This is a genomic window from Micromonospora chokoriensis (assembly GCF_000718555.1).
Lineage (GTDB): Bacteria > Actinomycetota > Actinomycetes > Mycobacteriales > Micromonosporaceae > Micromonospora > Micromonospora chokoriensis_B.
Window position 1 is genome coordinate 81,146 of sequence record NZ_JOAN01000008.1, and the last position, 13,560, is coordinate 94,705.

At 72.2% G+C, this 13,560-nt stretch carries 14 protein-coding genes; 6 read left to right on the forward strand and 8 right to left on the reverse strand.

Annotation, left to right across the window (positions count from 1 at the left end; genetic code table 11):
* Window positions 1-127: 127 nt before the first annotated feature.
* The gene (locus tag IF46_RS35735) at window positions 128-205 is read right to left on the reverse strand and encodes a putative leader peptide (RefSeq protein ID WP_349881247.1); all 78 of its coding nucleotides are present in this window, start codon (window positions 203-205) and stop codon (window positions 128-130) included.
* 247 nt (window positions 206-452) lie between these two features.
* Here IF46_RS35735 and IF46_RS0112820 point away from each other — a divergent pair, with 247 nt between their 5' ends.
* Window positions 453-632, forward strand: a complete 180-nt coding sequence (locus IF46_RS0112820) for a DUF4236 domain-containing protein (RefSeq protein WP_030333600.1) — start codon at window positions 453-455, stop codon at window positions 630-632.
* Window positions 633-702: 70 nt separating this feature from the next.
* On the opposite strand, the gene IF46_RS0112825 is transcribed toward IF46_RS0112820, so the two are convergent.
* Together IF46_RS0112825 and IF46_RS0112830 are read right to left on the reverse strand one after the other, a co-directional pair.
* On the reverse strand, window positions 703-1,587 hold the full coding sequence (locus IF46_RS0112825; protein WP_030488546.1) for a hypothetical protein: 885 nt from the start codon (window positions 1,585-1,587) through the stop codon (window positions 703-705).
* 24 nt (window positions 1,588-1,611) lie between these two features.
* Window positions 1,612-2,133: a VOC family protein gene (locus IF46_RS0112830; RefSeq protein ID WP_030488547.1), complete on the reverse strand. Its 522-nt coding sequence runs from the start codon at window positions 2,131-2,133 to the stop codon at window positions 1,612-1,614.
* Window positions 2,134-2,182: 49 nt separating this feature from the next.
* On the opposite strand from IF46_RS0112830, the gene IF46_RS0112835 reads away from it, so the two are divergent.
* Complete coding sequence (locus IF46_RS0112835; protein WP_030488548.1) at window positions 2,183-2,644, forward strand: MarR family winged helix-turn-helix transcriptional regulator; 462 nt, start codon at window positions 2,183-2,185, stop codon at window positions 2,642-2,644.
* A 57-nt stretch (window positions 2,645-2,701) separates the two neighbouring features.
* Window positions 2,702-4,303 carry a tetratricopeptide repeat protein gene (locus IF46_RS0112840; protein WP_030488549.1) on the forward strand — a complete coding sequence of 534 codons (1,602 nt, stop codon included), beginning with the start codon at window positions 2,702-2,704 and terminating at the stop codon, window positions 4,301-4,303.
* Window positions 4,304-4,630: 327 nt separating this feature from the next.
* On the opposite strand, the gene IF46_RS0112845 is transcribed toward IF46_RS0112840, so the two are convergent.
* Complete coding sequence (locus IF46_RS0112845) at window positions 4,631-6,019, reverse strand: ATP-binding protein (protein ID WP_030488550.1); 1,389 nt, start codon at window positions 6,017-6,019, stop codon at window positions 4,631-4,633.
* Window positions 6,020-6,093: 74 nt separating this feature from the next.
* Window positions 6,094-6,750, reverse strand: coding sequence for a response regulator transcription factor (locus IF46_RS0112850; protein ID WP_030488551.1), 657 nt, complete (start codon window positions 6,748-6,750; stop codon window positions 6,094-6,096).
* 95 nt (window positions 6,751-6,845) lie between these two features.
* Between IF46_RS0112850 and IF46_RS0112855 the strand changes: the two genes are divergently transcribed.
* On the forward strand, window positions 6,846-7,973 hold the full coding sequence (locus IF46_RS0112855) for a LolA family protein (RefSeq protein WP_030488552.1): 1,128 nt from the start codon (window positions 6,846-6,848) through the stop codon (window positions 7,971-7,973).
* Window positions 7,974-8,040: 67 nt separating this feature from the next.
* Here the strand turns inward: IF46_RS0112855 and IF46_RS0112860 are convergent, their stop codons facing one another.
* Complete coding sequence (locus IF46_RS0112860) at window positions 8,041-8,667, reverse strand: SGNH/GDSL hydrolase family protein (protein ID WP_030488553.1); 627 nt, start codon at window positions 8,665-8,667, stop codon at window positions 8,041-8,043.
* 147 nt (window positions 8,668-8,814) lie between these two features.
* On the opposite strand from IF46_RS0112860, the gene IF46_RS0112865 reads away from it, so the two are divergent.
* Complete coding sequence (locus IF46_RS0112865) at window positions 8,815-11,109, forward strand: HelD family protein (protein WP_036391961.1); 2,295 nt, start codon at window positions 8,815-8,817, stop codon at window positions 11,107-11,109.
* A gap of 68 nt (window positions 11,110-11,177) precedes the next feature.
* Here IF46_RS0112865 and IF46_RS0112870 read toward each other — a convergent pair whose 3' ends face one another.
* Window positions 11,178-11,600: a hypothetical protein gene (locus IF46_RS0112870; protein WP_030488555.1), complete on the reverse strand. Its 423-nt coding sequence runs from the start codon at window positions 11,598-11,600 to the stop codon at window positions 11,178-11,180.
* A gap of 341 nt (window positions 11,601-11,941) precedes the next feature.
* Between IF46_RS0112870 and IF46_RS0112875 the strand changes: the two genes are divergently transcribed.
* A complete protein-coding gene (locus tag IF46_RS0112875; RefSeq protein WP_036391964.1) occupies window positions 11,942-12,313 on the forward strand; it encodes a hypothetical protein in 372 nt (123 codons plus the stop codon).
* A gap of 67 nt (window positions 12,314-12,380) precedes the next feature.
* Here the strand turns inward: IF46_RS0112875 and IF46_RS0112880 are convergent, their stop codons facing one another.
* Entirely contained in the window at window positions 12,381-13,328 is a 948-nt protein-coding gene (locus IF46_RS0112880; RefSeq protein WP_030488557.1) for a sporulation protein, read from the reverse strand.
* Window positions 13,329-13,560: the final 232 nt, after the last annotated feature.

The following is a 13,560-nucleotide window of genomic DNA, read 5'->3' on the forward strand; positions in this document are numbered from 1 at the left end:
GAGTCTCCTGATCTGTCCACGGGGGAACAGGGACGCCCGGATGAGGGCGTGCAGGCACGCTGCTCCGCGTTGAGCGGGCGGGCGGTGGGAGTGCGGCGCTGGAGCCGAGCCGGATGGACCGGTCAGCTCAACAGAGCGCGCTCGCGTGCCGAACCAGGTCGACGTGCACACGAGCGGTGAGGAGAAGCTCATCCCGCTGCGACATGACCCCATGTTGCCGGGGATCGGAACGAGCGGTCAACGCCCTTCCAGAAGATGAGACTTCTATCGCTGCCGATGTTACGAAGCGCCCCGAGCAGCGTTTACCGTGCCGCAACACCTATCTGATTAATAGAGATTGCGATGCGCGGCGGGCACCGTCCAGGACGGACAGCGAGAGGGTTTCAAAAGTTGGTGGTTCGGGAATGTTCGATCTCGACACGGCAGGGAACGGTGACGAGGGGAGACCTCCGATGGGCCTCATGTTTCGCAAGCGCAAGAAGTACGGTCCGATCATCCTGAACTTCACCGAGAACGGCTTCTCCTCGTGGAGCATCAAGATCGGCCGCTGGTCCTGGAACTCCAAGGCTCGCGCGCACCGGGTCGACCTGCCGGGTCCGCTGTCGTGGAAGCAGGACAAGTCCCGGTCGTAAGCATCCCGGGAGTCGAGCGGGGTGCCGGTGATTCACCGGCACCCCGCTCGGCGTCTGTGGGTCGGGGCGCTCAGCGGGCCAGGGTGATGATCTCGTCGCCGGCCAGTCGCCCGGACTCGCGGTCACGCCGCACCTCACCGGCGTCGAGCAGATCGGTGAGCGCCTGGTTGGCGTCGGCGGCCCGGTAGACGGTCGCGGTGAGGGTGTGCCGGCGCAGCTCGGTGACCGGCCGTGACCCGCCCGCCCGCAGCTCGGCCAGCAGCTCGCGGGCCAGTGGTTCGAGGTCGGGATCGCCGGCCACGTCGACAGTCGTGCCGGTCGGGTCGAGCGGGTCGCGGTAGCGCACGCCGAGGTCCGCGCCGAGGGCCCAGAGCGCGTCGCGGACCGCCTCCAGACTCCGGTCGGAGCGGCTGCCGAACGCGATCACACCGACCCCCTCGCCATCCGACAGCACCGGTGCCACCTCGGCTACCAGGGGGAAACCAGCGGAGACGAGCACGTCTCGGGCACTGTCGCCGGTGTGCAGCAGCAGCTCTCCGGTCCGGCCGTTGGTGGCGGCGGTGAGCACCTTCGGCGTCACCACGCCGGGCAGGTCCACGAAGGAGAAGAGCGGCGCGCCGGCCGCCCCGGCGGCCTTCACCGCGACCGGCAGCCGGTACGGGTCACCGGGCAGCAGGTGCACGGTGACCTCGGCGGGCAGCTCCGCCTCGATCGGGCCGAGTCGGACCGGCAGGTCCGCGGCGGCGTCGGTGAGCACCAGCACCGTCACCTGCCGGCCGCGCACCTGGTCGCCGTGTGCGGCGACCAGGCGCAGCGCGGCCTCCGCGCTGCTCGCGTCGGCACCCGCGAGGGCGATGGTGGCCCGCCGGGAGCGGTGCAGGGCCGCGGGCAGCCAGGTCGTCAACTGGCGGACCAGCAGCTCGCGGAGGAATTCGGTGGTCCGGTCGGTCGGCATCGGTCCGTTCTACCGTACGGACGATCAGGCCGGGACGGAGATCCCCACCCCGCCCCTGGTCTGCCCGCCGTAGCGCTGCCGCTCGGCGTCCAGGTCGAGCCGGCCGATCTGCTTGCGCGCGGTCAGCGCGGCGTCGTCGAGCAGGTCGGCCGGGATCAGCCAGACGATCTCGAACTCCAGCCCGTCCGGGTCCTTGCCGTAGAGGCTCTTGGTCGTGCCGTGGTCGGAGGTGCCGACCAGCGCGTCGGCGGCGACCAGCCGCTCGGCGGTGGCGGCCAGCTCGTCGAGGGTGTCCACCTCCCAGGCGAGGTGGTAGAGGCCGACGGTGGAGCGGCCGGCGCTGGACCGCCCGGCACCCGCGCCGATCTCGAAGAGACCGAGGTCGTGGTCGTTGGTGGAGTCGGGGGCCTGGAGGAAGGTGGCGCCCCGGAAGCCGTCCGGGGTCATCGCCACCGGGCGGAAGCCCAGCACGTCGCGGTAGAACGCGACGCTGCGGGCGAGGTCACTGACGTAGAAGACCGCGTGGTTGAGCCGGTGGATACCCATGACCCGAGACTAGCGCGCTTTGGTTGAGCGTTCAACTATCTTCGGTATGATGGCGGTCATGACCCGCTGGTTAGATCCCGACGAGCAACGCACCTGGCGCGCGTACGTCGCCGCCTCCCGAGCGCTGATGGACGCGCTCGACCGCGAGCTGCAACGCGACGCGGGCATGCCGCACGCGTACTACGAGCTGCTGGTCCGACTCTCCGAGGCGCCCGACCGGCAACTACGGATGAGCGAGCTGGCTGAGGCCAGCGGCTCGTCACGCAGCCGGCTCTCGCACGCCGTGGCCCGGCTGGAGGCCGCCGGCTGGGTGCGCCGCGAGGAGTGCCCCACCGACCGGCGCGGGCAGATTGCGCTGCTCACCGACGAGGGTTTCGCCACCCTCGCGGCCGCCGCACCCGGCCACGTCGAGGGGGTACGCCGACACCTGTTCGACGCGTTGAGCCCCGCCCAGGTCGACCAGCTGCGCCGAATCAGCGAGACACTGGCCGAGCACCTGACCGGATCCTGACCAATCGACACCGGCGCGGGTCTTGTACTTACCGTCGTCGGATGAGCACGATGGGGCGTGTCTTCCGGCTTCGGTGAACTGACTGATCAGGCGCACCACCTCGTGTCCTCCGGCGATCTTGCCGGCGCGCAGCAGTTGCTGTCCGACGCGCTCACCGACGCCGACCCCCGCCCGGCCAACGCCACCCCCGAGCTGGCCGAGGCGGCCAGCCTCCAGGCGCGGGTGCTGATCGCCCTCGGTGAGCCCCACTCGGCCCGAGGATGGGCCGCCTTCGCGTACGCGGCCACCACGCGCCTGCACGGCCGCGCCGACCCGCGTACGGTGGCCGCCGCAGCGACCCTGGCCGCGGTGCTGCACCGGGTCGGCAGCCACTCCCGGGCCGCGCGGCTCTACCAGGAAGTGATCATCGAGCTGACCGCGCAGGACGGCCCGGAATCGCTGCGGGTGCTCGCCGCCCACGCCGACCTGGCCACCGTCGAGTACGCGCGCGGCCAGTGCGCGGTGGCCCGTGACCGCCTCCAGGACGCCTGGGAGCTGCACCGCGAGGTATACGGCGACGGGCACCCCAGCGGCATCAAGATGCTGGCGCGGCTCGGGGCGATGCAGCGCGACTGTGGTCAGTTCGCCGAGGCGCACGACAACCTGGCGCTCGCCCGTGAGCTGTGCCGGCAGCACCTGCCCGCCGACGACCCGCTTGCCGCGCAGGTGGCGTCCCTGGCTCGGGCGGCGGCCAATCCCGACCACGCCTGCGCGGACAACCCGCCCGCCGCCCGGGACACGCCCGTCGTGCCGGCCGCCCGCATCCCACCGCACGATGACGGGCCAGCCGAGTCGGGCTACCACCAGCCGCCACCCGCACCCCACCACGCCGGGGCGGTCCCGAACCCCCGGCTGCCCTCCGACGAACCGAGCGGATCGACGGGCAGCAGTTGGCCCACCGACGGTGCGTACGAGCCCACACCCCACCCCACCGACACCCCGGTGCCCCCGTCGGTGGTCGGGCTGGCCGGCGGCACGCAGGAGCAGCCCGGGGTATACCGGCTGCACCGACCCACCGCCCCCGCCGACCCGTACCCGCCGGCCGACCCGTACGCGCGGTCGGTGCCGTACGGGCCGGTCGAGCCGTACACGCCGTCACGGCTGCTGCCGGTGCCCGTGCACCGCGCGCCGCCGAAGCAGCGCAACCGGTTGGTGCCGGTGCTGGTGGCCGGGGTGGTCGTGGTGCTGCTCGGCGCGGCAGCGGTGATCGCCGGGGTGGCCCGGGTCGGCGGCGACGACGAGCCGACCCCGCCGCCGGTCAGTGCCTCCCCCACCGGCGGCGCACCAGCCAACACCGCCCCCGCCCCGGGTGGCGCGGCACCCACGTCGGCTGGTGCCGCGGCGCCGCCCGGCAGCCCGCCCAGCGCGGTGACCCTGCGCGACACCCGGGACAGCATCGCGCTGAACTGGACCTACCCGGCCGGCAGCGAAGGCCCGGTGGTCATCGCGGGCGGCCGCACCGGCCAGACCCACAACATCTTCGCGACCCTGCCCGCCGGCACCACCAGCTATGTCATCTACGCGCTCAACCGCACCAACGACTTCTGCTTCACCGTCGCGGTCGCCTGGTCCACCGACACCGTGGCCCGCTCCCAGCAGGTCTGCACCCGCCGCCGCTGATCTGCCAGCCCCGCCCCACCAGCCAGCCACGCCCGCCCCGCCCACTGGCGCGACCGAGCCACGCGGGTCGCCATCTGTCCGCTGACCTCACTCAGCGTGGCTTGCCCGTTGATTGACCCGCCGTGACGCCCCGTTACGCCCGACGCACCCAACCGCCCGTCCCACCCCGCCTTTGCTCTGCTGCCCTATCTGCACCACCTCGGGTGAACAGCTGAAACGTCGCGGAGGCCGCTCCGACAGGCTCCGGCGAGCATCACGTCACGTAGCTGTCGCACCCGCGGGTGCAGAGCAAAGGGTCACCTGCGGGCGGGTGGGGGCGCTCCGCCGTCACTGGCCGTCAGCCTCTGGCCCACGGCCGTCCTCCGCCGGTAACGCCGGCAGCAGCAGGCACACCCGTAGCCCGCGCTGCTCCGGCGCGTCGGTCAGGGTGATGCTGCCGCCCGCACGTCGGACCAACTCCCGGACGATGGCCAGCCCCAGGCCGGCGCCACCGTCGTCGCGGGCCCGTCCGTCATCCAGCCGGGTGAACCGATCAAAGACCCGCTCCCGGTCCGCCAGCGGGATCCCCGGGCCGTCGTCGGTCACCGTCACCAGGTGGTACGCCCCGACGCCAGGCCCGACCGTCGGCCCGGCCGTCGACGTCGCCCCGGCCGCGAGCACGACACTGCCGTACGCGTGCCGTACCGCGTTGTCGACCAGGTTGGCGAGCACGCGACGCAGCTCCTCGACGGTGCCGATCGTCCAGAGCGGGCCCGGCGGCAGCGCCACCCGCACCGGCGGCGAGGGGTATCGGGCGGCGACCTCGGTCAACAATGCGCCCAGCTCCACCGGGCCGGTCCCCCGGGCCGGCGGGGCCTCGTCCAGTCGGGCCAGCAGCAGGAGATCGTCGACCAATCGGCTCAGCCGGCCGGTGTCGGCGAGCAAATTGGCGGTCACCACCGTCCAGTCGGTCCGGTCGGCGAGGCGCTGGGCCACCTCCAGCTCCGTGCGGATGTTCGTCAACGGGCTGCGCAGCTCGTGCGCGGCGTCGGAGACGAACGCCCGCTGACGGACGCGGGCCGACTCCAGCCGGTCCAGCATGCCGTTGAGGGTGACCGCCAAGCGGTGGATCTCGTCGGCCGACGCGGGCACCGGCAGCCGGCCGGTGCCGGCCCTCCCGGTGATCTCCTCAGCGCCTCGACGTAACGCCTCGACCGGCCGCAGGGTCGCGCCCACCGTGCGCCACGCGACCCCGGCCAGCACGGCCACCAGCAGCGGAAACGCCACCAGCAGGATGGTCCGGACCACGTGGGTGCTGTGTCGCACGTCGGCCATCGAGCGAGCGACCAGCACGGTGAGCGGGTCGGCCGGGGTTCCGGCGGGTACGGCGACCACGCGGACCGGGCCGGCGAGCCCGACCCGCTCGGCCGGCACCTCCAGCCGCTGCCGGCCGGCGCGGTCCAGTCGCTCTGGGCGGACCATCGGCACCAGGCGGTCGGCGTCGATCGAGGCCGCCCTGATCCGCCCCTGCCCGTCGACTACCTGCACACGGACCTGCCCGCCGGCCACCGGCAGTGGGTCGGGCAGCGCGTCCTCGGCCGCGAGCAGGGCGACCGCGTCGGCGGTGCGGAACGCCTCGGTGTCGACCGTGCGTTGCAGCACGAAGCCGAGCGCGCCGAGCAGCACCACCCCGCCCAGGGCCAGCCCGACGGTGAGGCCGAACACGCCGATCGCCATGAGCCGCCCCCGCAGCCCGAGGACCGGCATCCGGCCGGACCGGGCCGCACGGGTGTGCGCCGGGCCGTCGGCGGTCACGTCGCCAGCCGGTAGCCGGCGCCCCGGACCGTCTCCAGCCGGTCCCGGCCGAGCTTGCGGCGCAGGTAACCGACGTAGACCTCGACGGCGTTCGGCGCGGTCTCCAGGCTCGCGTCCCAGACGTGGTCCAACAACTCGATCTTGGAGATCACCTGGCCCGGCCGGCGCATCAGGTAGTCCAGCAGCGCGAACTCCCGCGCGGTCAGCGCCACCTCGGCGTCCGCCCGGGTCACCCGTCGGCGGGCCGGGTCCAGCCGCAGGTCACCGACGGCCAGCACGGTCGGGCGCTCCGGGGCGCCCCGACGCAGCAGCGCCCGCAGCCGGGCCAGCAGCACCACGTACGAGAAGGGTTTGGTCAGGTAGTCGTCGGCCCCGCAGTCGAGGCCGTCGGCCTGGTCGTACTCGCCGTCCTTGGCAGAGAGCATCAGCACCGGCAACCAGTGCTGCTCGGCACGCAGCCGCCGGACCAGCTCGTAGCCGGAGAGGCCGGGCAGCATCACGTCGAGGATCATGGCGTCGTACCCGCCGTGCCGGGCCGCGTCCAGCCCGGCCGGGCCGGTCCCCGCCACGTCCACCGCGAACCCCTCGGCCTGCAGGCCGCGTTGCAGGGCAGCCGCCAACCGGGCCTCGTCCTCCACCACCAGCACGCGCACAGCTCAAGGGTGCCACCTGGGTCAATCGGCGCGGTTCGGTGTCCTCAGCGCGTTCACAGCACCGAGGGGGCAGGATGGCCGCAGGAGGTGCCACCATGTCCGTCCTGAGAAGCCGTCCCGTCCTGCGGTGGCTGGTCCCGGCCACCGCGGCCGTCGCCGTCATCGGCGGCGGCGCGGCGATCGGCACGTTCGCCGCCGAGGCCGAGCCGAGCCTGCCGCCCCGTACCGCCGCTCAGCTCCTGGTCGATCTGCAGACATCCCGGCTGGAGGGGTTGTCCGGGACCGTCGTGCAGCGCGCCGACCTCGGCCTGCCCCCGATTGCCGGGCTGCTCCCCGGAAACGAGCTGACCACCCTGTTGACCGGCACGCACACCCTGCGGGTCTGGTACTCCGGGCCGGATCAGCAGCGGGTCGCGCTGCTGGACACCCTCGGCGAGCAGGACCTGATCCGCAACGGCCGGGATCTGTGGAGTTGGCAGAGCCGGACCAACACCGCCACCCACCGCACCCTGGGCGAAGACGCCGGGGCCGGAACGGCCGCTCCTGAGGCGGCACCGAGCCTGCCGGCCACCCCGCAACAGGCCGCCGACCTGGCGTTGGGTGCGATCGACCCGAGCACCGAGGTCAGCGTCGGCCGGTCGGCCACCGTCGCCGGGCAGGACGCGTACGAGCTGGTGCTCCAGCCGCGCGACCGCGACTCACTGGTGCACCAGCTGCGGATCGCCATCGACGCCAAGCGGCACGTGCCGCTGCGCTTCGAGGTGCTCGCGAAGGGCAGCGACCAGCCGGCGTTCGAGGTGGCCTTCACCCAGGTCGACTACCGCCGCCCCGACGCCGACCAGTTCACGTTCAACCCGCCGCCCGGCGTGACGGTCACCGAGGAGAAGGCCGAGCGGCCGACGGGCGAGCCCGGTCACCTCGAGCCGGCGGCTGACCCGCAGGTCCGCGCGGTGGGCGACGGCTGGACCACAGTGCTGGTCGCCCGCCTGGACGGGGCGGTCGGCGGCAAGCCCGCAGCCACGAAGCCGGCCACGCCACCGGCCGGCGCCGCACCGGGCATGGATCTGTCGAAGCTGCTCGGCGGGTTGCCCACGGTCAGTGGCGAATGGGGCAGCGGTCGTCTGCTCACCGGAAAGCTGTTCAGTGTGCTACTCACCGACGATGGCCGAGTGCTGGCCGGAGCGGTGACGCCAGAGCGGCTCTACCAGGCCGCACGCGGCTGATCTTCGTGGTGTTCGCGCCGGGTCGACCTGATGGTCGGCCCGGCGCTTCGCTGTGGGCGACGCCGGGTCAGCCGACGCCGAGGGCGCTGAGGTACGCGTCGGCGAGGACCGCGTGGCCGGGCAGGTGCGGGTGGACGCGGTCGTCGGCCCAGCGCTTCGCCGGACTCACCGCCAGCACCCGGTCGAACGCCGCCTGGTTGGGCACGTGCACCGCGTTGAACTCGGTGGCCAGCCCCGCCACGACCGCCGCGTACCGGTCGGTGTCGGCGCGTTGCGGGACGCTCCGGTCGGCCTCGATGAAGAACGGGTCGCCGAGGATCAGTCGGCAGCCGGTGGCGTCGACCGCCCGACGCAGCAGGTCGCGCAGGGTGCGCTCGTACTCGTCGATGCCGACGGCCTCAGCCGGCCGGTCACCGTAGCGCCGCCAGATGTCGTTGATGCCGATCAGCACGGCGAGCCAGTCGGGGCGCTCGGCGATGGCGTCCTCGTCCCAGCGGGCGGCCAGGTCCCGGACGGTGTCGCCGCTCACACCCCGGTTGACCCACTCCAGCTCCAACTCCGGGTGCCGCGCGCCGACCAGGGCGCGCACGAGGCTCACATATCCGCTGCCGTAGGGCGCGGCGACGTCGCGTCGACCACAATCGGTGATGCTGTCCCCGATGAAGACCACGCGTTGCCCGGTCCGCAGGATCATCCGCCGCCACCTCGCGATCACCGGCGCGCCGACCCGCCCGGCTTGGTGAGAACCGACGGAACGCGCTATCTTCAACAGTTCGAAGGGCACAAAAAAGAACGGCTAAAAGCCGTTCCTGCAATGGATTCTAATCTTTAGGGAGACGGCTTGTCAAGGCACTCCGGCGGTTCCGGCGAATTGCCGCTCGACGACGAGATCGGTCGCGAGCAGGAGTACGTCTCGATGCTCTACAACCGGCTGGACGGGCTGCGTGAGCAGGCCGCTCACCGGCTCACCGCCGAGCTGCGCAACACCGGCGGCACCCTCCAGGACCGCTCGCAGCGCGACAGCTCGGTAGCTATGTACGCCGATCAGGTCGAACAGTTCTCCGCCGTGGAGAACGGGCTCTGCTTTGGCCGCCTCGACGGCGACGACGAATCCCGCCTCTACATCGGCCGGATCGGCATCTTCGACACCGACGGTGACTACGACGCACTGCTGATGGACTGGCGGGCCCCCGCCGCCCGCCCGTTCTACCTCGCCACCGCCGCCAACCCGCAGGGCGTACGCCGTCGCCGGCACCTGCGCACCCGGCAGCGCAAGGTGACCGGGCTCAACGACGAGGTGCTCGACATCGACACCGCCTCCCCCGGCGCCCACGAGGAGCTGACCGGTGAGGCGTCGCTGCTCGCCGCGCTCAACGCGGGCCGTACCGGCCGGATGCGCGACATCGTCGAGACCATCCAGGCCGAGCAGGACGACGTCATCCGCGCGGAACTCTCGGGCGTCATGGTGGTCCAGGGCGGCCCCGGCACCGGCAAGACCGCTGTCGCGCTGCACCGAGCCGCGTACCTGCTCTACACGCACCGCCGCGAGCTCTCCAGCCGGGGCGTGTTGCTGGTCGGCCCGAACGCGACCTTCCTGCGATACATCTCCCAGGTGCTGCCGACGCTCGCCGAGACCGGCGTGCTGCTGCGTACCCAGGGTGATCTCTTTCCCGGGGTGAGCGCCCAACGGACCGAGCCGGCCGAGACTGCGGCGCTCAAGGGACGGGCGGTGCTGGCCGAGGTGTTGGCGCTGGCCGTACGGGACCGGCAGTGGGTGCCGGACGAGCCGCTGGAGATCGAGGTCGAGCGGGAGACGCTGACCCTCGACCCGGAGATCGTGCGGGCCGCCCGGGATCGGGTACGCCGCGCCGACCGGCCGCACAACCTGTCCCGCGCGCTCTTCGACGTGGAGATCGTGCACGCGCTCGCCGACCAGGTGGCCGAACGGATCGGTGCCGACCCGCTCGGTGGGGACAACCTGCTCGACGAGGCGGACCGGGCCGAGATCCGGCGCGAGCTGCGCGAGGAGTCGGAGATCCGGGCCGCCCTCGACCAGTTGTGGCCGGTGCTCACCCCGCAGCGGCTGCTCGCCGACCTGTACGCCGACCCGGACCGGATCGCCGCCGCCACGCCGATGCTCACCGAGGACGAGCGGGCGCTGCTGCGGCGCGAGCGGGGCGGCTGGACGCCGGCCGATGTCCCGCTGCTGGACGAGGCCGCCGAGCTGCTCGGCGAGGACGAACGCGCCGCCGCCGCCCGACGGGACCGGATCCGGATGATGGAACGGGAGTACGCCGAGGGCGTGCTGGAGATCGCCCGAGGTTCCCGCTCGATCGACGTCGAGGACGAGGCCGAGGGCGGTGAGATCCTCGGCGTGACCGACCTGATCGACGCGGATCGGCTGTTGGAACGGCAGGAGGAGGCCGACCGGCTGACCACCGCGCAGCGGGCCGCCGCCGACCGCACCTGGGCGTTCGGCCATGTGATCGTGGATGAGGCGCAAGAGCTGTCACCGATGGCCTGGCGGCTGCTGATGCGCCGCTGCCCGAGCCGGTCGATGACGATCGTCGGGGACGTCGCGCAGACCGGCGCGCTCAGCGGCACGCCCTCCTGGGCGGACGCCCTCGCCCCGTACGTGGCGCAGCGGTGGCGGCTCACCGAGCTGACGGTCAGCTACCGCACTCCCGCCGAGATCATGGCGGTCGCCGCCGACGTACTGGCCGAGATCGACCCGGCGCTGCGGCCACCGCGCTCGGTGCGGGAGAGCGGCGTACCCCCGTGGGACCGGACGGTGCCGGACGGGCGGTTGGCGGCGGAGTTGGTCGCCGAGGCCGCCCGGGAGGCGGCCGGGCTGACCGACGGTCGACTCGGCGTGCTCGTGCCGGCCGGCCGGGTGGGCGAGTTGGGCGCTGCCATCACCGCCGCCCTGCCGGAGGCCGCCGTGGGCGAGCATCCGGAGTTGGAGAGCCGGGTGGTGGTGCTGACCGTCGCGCAGGCCAAGGGGTTGGAGTTCGACTCGGTGCTGGTGGTCGACCCGGACCGGATGGTGGCCGAGTCCCCTCGCGGACGCAGCGACCTGTACGTAGCGCTAACCCGCGCCACCCAACGCCTAGGCGTCCTGCGGCCCGCCAGCTGACCACGAAGCCCGCCGCCCCCGCCGAGTTCTCGCTCGGCGGGGGCGGCGTGGCCTGCTCGTTCGGCCGGTCAGTCGTCGCGCGACCTGTCCCGGATGGACTTGCCCGGGCCGGTCGCGGACGTGGACTGGTCGCTGGTGCCACCGCTACGCGGCGTGCTCAGGCCGCCGGTGGTGGCATCCCCGGTCGTGGTCGGTGCGACCTTGCCCGGGTGTCGCTCCGGCTGGCGGGCCACCCGGCGTACGCTCGCCGGCCCGGCGGTGCCACCGGTGGTGGTCAGCGCGCCCTGCCCGCCGACGGGTCCACCGTCGCGCAGCACCTGTGGGTCGACCCGCACCTTCGCCGGGTCGTCCGGGTCGTCGCGCTGGATCTGGCTCTGCACATCGGTGCGGGGCAGCGTCACCTCGTCGATGGCGCCCTTGCCGTACACACCGCCGGCGATCCGATCCTCGGCCTCGCGGGCAGCGTTCTGCCGCATGTCGTCCTCACGCACGTCCATCACCTCACAGAAGCTATGGAACTGACTGCGTGCCCGGCCACCGGCCGACCAAACCCGGCGTGGCCGGGCGGCGGGGCCGACGGGAGAACCCGACATACGCGCACGGACCGGATGTTCGGAGCCTGGGGGCGTGGCGATCGGCGACGACCCGCGCTGACCTGCCTATCTCCCGGTCGCCGCCGGATTTCCGGCCGACGATCGGTGTTACCTGCTCCGGGGCCTCGGGTAGTCGGGGGGTGTCCCCGCCACGAAAGCGAACCGTGCCGTGGCCGAAACGCGGTAGCGGGGCGAGGGAACACGCAGAGTACGACTCATCGCATCCTGAGGAGGACCAGATGAGCACGCAGGCTGCTTCCACCAGGCCCATGAACCGGCCGATGAACGACCCGCAGAACCCCGCAGCGATGCGGAACACGCAGCAGATGCCGGTCATGCACGACGGGCATCGCAACGACATGCAGGCACCCGGTACGGAGACCAAGCAGGCATTCAAGACCACCGAGTTCTGGATCTACCTGATCGCGGTGGCCGCCGTACTGGGCGCGTCGCAGGTCGTCGGGAAGAACTCCGCTGGGGTCGACATCTTCCGGGCCGACAACGCCTGGTTCCTGATCACCCTGCTGACGCTTGGCTACCTCGGTAGCCGTGGCCTCTCCAAGGCCGGCAGCAACTGGCGCAGCAGTCAGGAGCGCAAGGCCCGGCACTGACCGGTCATAGCGAACAGTGGCCTCCGGGAGAATCTCCCGGAGGCCACTGTCGTCGTTTGTGGACCGGTTACTCGTCGCCACCGAAGTCGCCGAAGTCCCCCTCGAACGCATCCTCGATCATCTCGCCGGCGATCATGCCGCCGGCGACGCCGAGCGCCGCCCCCGCCACCATGCCGCCCATGCCGTGCCCCCGGCTGTGCCCCTGGCCGTAGCTCGCGCCGTACTGGGAGCGCAGGCTGCCGTAGCGGGACGTGGTCTCGCGCAGCCAGCCGTCGACGACCTGGGCCCAATCCACCCGGTCAGCGTCGGTGTGCGCCACCTGGTAGCGACCGAATGCGTCGTGCCCGGCGCTGAGGAACCCACCGCGCTTGTCGCACTCCAGGATGACCTCCACACCACGCTGGCTGGTCACGAAGGTCAGCTCGACCTCCCGGATCGTGTTCGCGTACTGCGGCGAGGCGAAGAACTCGATCTCCTGGTAGAACGGCAGCGTCTGCTGCACGCCCCGGATGTGACCGCGCTCCAGGTCGGCGTGCTTGAACCCGAAGCCGAGCCGCTGGAACGCCTCCAGGATCCGCTCGTGCACCGGCAACGGGTGCACCGCCACCTGGTCCAGGTCGCTCTTGTCGACCGCGCGGGCGATCGCCAGCTCGGTGCGCAGGCCCATCGTCATGCCGTGCAGGCGCTGGCCGTACACGTCGGTGATCGGGGTCTCCCACGGCACCGGCAACTGGAACGGGATCGAGAGCTGCTGCTTCGGGGCGAGCTGGAGCGGGCCGCTGACCACCATCCGGTGGAACTCCATCGTGCCCGCGTACTCGGTGTCGTGTCCCTCGACCTCGACCCGGGTGACGAGGCCGATCACCACCTGCTCGATGGCTGCCTCAGCGTCGCCACCGACGAGGTTGACCTGCCCGTCGAGGGTCAGGCCGGGGCGGGTGTTGGGGTTGGTCAGCACGGTGTCCACGCTGGGACCGCCCACGCCGAACGCGCTCAACATCTTCTTGAAGACCATCGAAACTCCTGTGCGACGCCGACCGCTCCAGGCTGGAGTCGGACGTTGACTCGATCGGCACCCTATCCAGCACCCCTGTGAGGTGGCTGTGAAGTGCCGCCCGGTCGGCGCGTCTCGTCACACCTCCCCGTTCGCGGTGGGCGGCGGGGCGGATGTAGGTCAGTGAGCCTTGGAGCTGATGTCGTAAACGAGTCAGCTAGGCCGTCGCCCGCGGCGTCCCGACCCGGTCAGA